Genomic DNA, 5,914 nt, shown 5'->3' on the forward strand with positions numbered 1-5,914 from the left:
AGGGGAAGAGATGATTTTTTAAATTATTCCATCTCTTCCTTTCCTGTGAAACTATTGTATTTTTACACGATAAGGTCATTCAATTATTTCATGTGCCAAATAACTGTTTATTTTGGCTCTAATTTCAATGTCATAGCATTGATGGCAACAATTACAGTCGAAAGTGACATCAAGACGGCACCGACTGCTGGACTTAATGTTATGCCAATTGGTGCTAGTATTCCTGCAGCTATTGGGATCGCGATAAAGTTATACCCTGCTCCCCAAACAAGATTTTCTTTCATCTTACGTGTGGTCTTCTGAGCCAACTCGATAAAGGATTCAATGTCGCCAGGGTCTGACTGTGTCAAGATGACATCGGCTGAATCCAATGCTACTTGAGTTCCGGCACCAACAGCTATACCAACGTCTGCTAATGCAAGAGAAGGTGCATCGTTGACCCCGTCACCGACCATGATAACTTTCTTTCCTTCTGCTTTAAGTTTTTCAACTAATTCATATTTGTCTTGAGGAGATTGATTAGCTAGATAATCAATATCTAAAATTTCTGCCGCTCCTTGAGCCGCTTTTTCATTGTCACCCGTTGCCATAATGGGTTGAATGTTGTTCTTTTTAAGGGCTTGTATTAATTCTTTACTTGTTGGTTTTAATTCATCCCCTAAAGCTACAGCACCGATTGCTTCGTCGTTTTCTACTAAGACACTGAGGGTTGCTCCTTTTGGAATATCCATATCCAGATTACGTCCATATGCTTTTTGACTGATTAATTGATAACGATGTCCGTTAGCTTGACCTTCTACACCAGCGCCAGAAATAACATCAATCGAATCAAAACTTACTGGACGTATCCCTTGCTGTTCTGCGTAACTGATAATTGACTGAGCGATAGGATGACTAGATCCGCCTTCGATACCTGCCAATAAGGCAACAATTTCATCTTTCGCATATTTATCATTAAAGAGTTCAACATCTAGTACTTTAAACCCACCAGTCGTTAAAGTTCCCGTTTTATCTAAAACCATAGCATCTGCATTTGTAGTCAACTCCAAAGCTTCGCGGTCTTTCACTAATAATCCACGACTGGCCCCTAAGCTGGTACTACGTGCGGTAACCAATGGAATAGCCAGACCCAGCGCATGCGGACAAGCAATAACTAATGTGGTGACTGTAAAAATAACTGCCGTTGGTACATCAGCGATAATCATCCATATAACAAGGGCAATAAGCGCTACAATAACCGCAATATAAAAGAGCCATCCTGAAACTTTTTGTGCAAGATTTTCTGCCTGAGATGGTTGGCTTTGAGCTTGACTGATTAATGTCTGAACCTGAGATATGAAGGACTTATCGCCCGTCTGCTTTATTTCCACATAGAGGACTCCGTCACCATTGGTTGATCCACCGATAACTTCATCTCCGGGATTTTTTTCAATTGGTTTCGATTCCCCAGTCAAAAGTGCTTCGTTAACACGTGATTCGCCGCGCTGGATCGTTCCATCTGCTGGAACATTTTCTCCGGCTTGAACACGAATCAAATCACCTACTTGCAAGTCAGCAACTGGACGTGTTTCAATTGAATCGTCTTCCAATACAACATGAGCATCTTTCGGCACCAACTCAGCCAATGCTTTTTGTGCATCTCCTGCTTCTCCAACAGCTTTCATCTCAATCCAGTGACCTAACAACATGATTAATAGTAATGAAGAAAATTCAAAGAAAAAGTCCATCACATGTTCACCAGTCACATATCTAGCAATGACTGCATAAACACTGTAAAAGTAGGATACAGAGATACCAAGAGTGACAAGAGCCATCATTCCAGGAGCTTTTTCTTTAAACTCATCTATTGACCCCATATAGAAAGGTTTACCTCCATAAATGTACAAAATCGTAGAGAGAAGAACCACCAATATATCAGAATACTGAAATGTAAACTGGAATGGTAGTTGGAACCCAAACATAGGGGATAATAACATAATAATGATTCCCAATGGCAATGACTTTAAAAAGAGTTCCTTGAAATCTCCATGGTGGTGATGATCGTGCCCGCCATGCCCACTGTGGTCATGACCAGCATGATGATCGTGATGCCCCCCGTGATGTTCCATTTCATTATGGTCGTGTTTTGAGTGATCCATGTCGCCGTGATTATGATGACTATGTGACGAATGTTTTTTGTTATTACTCATCTTTAATTCCTCCTTATTAGATTAGAGACTGATTTTAAAGTTTTAGAACCCTCTCATCTAACACTGCATATAATTATCATGAAAAGGGTTCTATACTTTATCTCTATCTACTATCTATGAATAAATGGTATTCGTACTTTATGCACTTAATACTGAATAGTTAGTTTCTGCTAAAGCAGCATTGAGCGTTTCGGTATCAATCTCTGTTTGACTTTCAAGTACTGCTTTTTTAGTCGCTAAATCAACCTCTACAGATTCAACCCCTTCAATAGCTGAAAATTTTTCTTGCACTGTATTGGCACAACCTGCACATTTTACGCCATCTAATAAGACTTCTTTTTTCATTATTCTATTCCCCTTTTTATTTTTTTATCTTCTCCTATTATTAGAATAGGAAGAAGTTTAAATCCCAGATAAGCTACGTGTTTTCTAAACAACTGCTGGTTTGAATCGTCTTAACCGTAAAGCATTGAGCAAGACCGATACGGAGCTGAAACTCATGGCGACTGCCGCAAACATTGGACTCATCAATGGTCCGCCAAAAATATACAAGAGACCCATCGCAACTGGAATACCTACAAGGTTGTAAGCAAAAGCCCAGAACAAGTTTTGTTTAATGTTTCGTAGCGTTGCATGACTTAAATCAATCGCAGTCAATACAGTGGTTAAATCATTACGCATAAGGACAATATCAGCCGATTCAATCGCCACGTCTGTACCTGATCCAACTGCAATACCGATATCTGCTTGAGCTAATGCGGGTGCATCGTTAATGCCGTCTCCAACCATCGCTACCTTCTTGCCTGCCTCTTGTAGTTTTTTGACTTCCTCTGCTTTATCTTCAGGTAATACTTCACTTAATACACTGTCTATACCCACTTGCTTAGCAATCGCTTTGGCTGTACGTTTGTTATCTCCAGTAATCATGATTACTTCAACACCGCGTCTTCTAAGTTCTTTAACAGCCTTCATACTATTTTCCTTGAGTGTGTCAGCTACTGCGATAATTCCAGCTAGTTCTCCATCAACAGAGAGATACATCGGTGTTTTTCCTTCGTCTGCTAAACGATCGGATTCTTTTTCCATGCTTGATAAATCAATCTTTTGCTCTAGCATCAGTTTACGGTTTCCAATGTACATATCTTTGCCCTCAATTTCAACTCGAATCCTGTGTCCAGGAATCGCTTCAAAATGATCTGGTTTAGCTAATGTCATGTTCTCTTCTTTTGATTTCTGTACGATGGCTTCGCCTAATGGGTGTTCAGAACCTGTTTCACCGGAAGCTGCATAATATAAAAGATTTTCTTTAGTAATAAGAGGAGTTACCAAAATATCCGTCACGATAGGTTTACCTTCTGTCAGTGTCCCTGTTTTATCAAATACAATCGTGTCTAAATTATGAGTGGTTTCTAACGCCTCACCACTTTTTATCAAGACACCATGTTCTGCCCCTTTTCCGGTTCCAACCATAATACTTGTTGGAGTCGCCAAACCTAAGGCACATGGACAAGCAATGACAAGGGTTGTTATGATAACGGATAAAGTAAATATTCCAGATTGACCTGCAATTAACCAAGCAATCCCTGCTAAAACGGCTAATGCTATAACAATCGGTACGAAATATCTGGTAATGATATCGGCCATTCGAGCAATGGGTGCTTTAGACCCTTGAGCATCTTCTACTAATTTTATGATTTGAGATAGAGTTGTATCACTTCCCACTCGAGTCGCGCGGTAATCAATGGAACCATTTTTATTGATACTAGCCCCAATAACCTCGTCTCCACTTTCCTTTTCCACGGGGATACTTTCTCCTGTCAGCATTGATTCATCGACTGAAGTGCGTCCCTCAACAACAACACCATCTACAGGCATACTTTCTCCCGGACGAACTCGAATAACATCTCCTAAAGCGACTTCGTCCACAGTAATCTCTTGTTCCACACCATTACGTATCACTCGAGCTGTTTTAGGAACCAAGTTGACTAATTTTTCAATCGCTGAGGACATTTGCCCCTTTGATCGCTCTTCTAAAAATAACCCTAACGTATGAAGAGTTAAGATAACTCCAGTCACTTCATAGTAAAGTAAATCTGAAAAGTTCCCGTAACCTAAGCCAGTCTCGATCGTCGCTGCCAGACTGTATACAAAAGCGGCCGCGGTACCAAGGGCAATCAGGGAATCCATATTTGGGTGACCTTTAAATAAGGTTTTGAATCCCTTCTGGAAATATTCCCAGCTTACTACCATTATCGGCAAAGTCAGAATAAGTTGTAAAAGAGAAAAATTAAATGCATTTATCATTGGGTCAACGATATTTGGTAGAGGCATACCGACCATTGGACCCATGGATATAATTAGTAAAGGGATTGTAAATATAATGGATATCCCAAAACGATTTGAAAGTTGCTTCATTCTTTTTTCTTTTTTCTCACGCTTCTCTGCTCGTGAATTATCTTGAGTCTCAGTTGTTTCTAATACGGCTGCATAACCACTATTGGATACAGCACCAGTCACATCAGATACTGAAATTGCTGACGGGTTATAAGAAACTTACATTTTTTCTGTCGCTAAATTGACTGAAGCTTTATCTACGCCCGACAACTTTCCGACAGCTTTTTCAATTGTCTGTGCACAGGATGCACAGGTCATCCCTTCTATGGCAAAGGTTTGCGTCGTTCCTTCTTGGGCAATCATTTCATACCCTGAATTATCCACTGCTTTTTGTAGATTTTCTACCGAAAAAGTTGGTTCATCGTACTCTATACTTAACTTCTCTGTTGCTAGGTTTACGGAAGCCTTTGTGACCCCACGAACCTTTTTTGCTGCTTTTTCTACTGTCTGTGCACAAGACGCACAGGTCATCCCTTCTATGGCAAATGATTTATTCTCCAATTTTTTCGCTCCTTATTCTCCATGATGATGTAAATGGCAATCGCATTGCCATTCTGCACACTGACAATCAACTTCTTCTACTGCGAAAGCTTTTTTCATCTCTAATATTTCTTCTAGCCGTTGGATATCATCGAAACTTAAAGTATGATCCTTAATGATACTCTCTATTACATTCCCGACATTCTTCCGACAAATACGATCGAAAATATCGTTTGTAAAACTTCTTACCGCTTCTTTCTCTTCGATATTTGCCGAATAAATATATTTTCTACCTTCTTGCTCTGTATTCAGTGCGCCTTTTCCCACGAGTCGACCTAAGAGCGTTTTGGTTGTCGCTTGTTTCCAGTCCATTTTCTCTTCCAATGTAGAAATGACTTCTTTACTAGTCACTCGGCCATTCGCCCAGACTACACGCATAACTTCCCATTCAGCATCTGTGATATAAGGGTTAACTACTATTGTACTCATTCTCTTTCCCTCCTTATTGTTTACATGCGTAAACGTAAATGTTTGAGATAAGTTTACTATTGTAAACCATTCTTGTCAAGTCTTTTTTAAATACCGGACAAAAGAAAAACGTGTCTTTACATGAAGAGGAAATGCCACTTGTAAGACAGTTATTAGACGATTTTCCCCCGCTCATCACTTCCTTTTTTGTTTTTCTCCTTTTTTATGGGCTTCTTTAAAGCAATGATGATCTTTTTTCTAATCAAATGAACTTGTGTCTACTAATAGCAATTTGAGTGCAAATGCATGAAAAATTACTTCAAATTCATTTTTGTGTGTGGATAAAGCAATTCCTGCTTCACATTGAAAAATTAATTTGTTGT

The 5,914-nt window shown here is 39.6% G+C and carries 3 protein-coding genes and 1 pseudogene; all 4 read right to left on the minus strand.

Annotation, left to right across the window (positions count from 1 at the left end):
* Nucleotides 1-107: 107 nt before the first annotated feature.
* Entirely contained in the window at nucleotides 108-2,189 is a 2,082-nt protein-coding gene (locus TS1_RS11850; RefSeq protein WP_068710688.1) for a heavy metal translocating P-type ATPase, read from the minus strand.
* 138 nt (nucleotides 2,190-2,327) lie between these two features.
* On the minus strand, nucleotides 2,328-2,534 hold the full coding sequence (gene tcrZ, locus TS1_RS11855; protein ID WP_062532177.1) for a copper chaperone TcrZ: 207 nt from the start codon (nucleotides 2,532-2,534) through the stop codon (nucleotides 2,328-2,330).
* Between the two features lie 84 nt (nucleotides 2,535-2,618).
* Nucleotides 2,619-5,084 (minus strand): annotated as a pseudogene (locus TS1_RS11860) (heavy metal translocating P-type ATPase).
* A gap of 12 nt (nucleotides 5,085-5,096) precedes the next feature.
* Complete coding sequence (locus TS1_RS11865; protein ID WP_068710689.1) at nucleotides 5,097-5,552, minus strand: CopY/TcrY family copper transport repressor; 456 nt, start codon at nucleotides 5,550-5,552, stop codon at nucleotides 5,097-5,099.
* Between the last annotated feature and the right edge of the window lie 362 nt (nucleotides 5,553-5,914).

This window comes from Tetragenococcus solitarius NBRC 100494 (assembly GCF_001544195.1).
Classification (GTDB): domain Bacteria; phylum Bacillota; class Bacilli; order Lactobacillales; family Enterococcaceae; genus Tetragenococcus; species Tetragenococcus solitarius.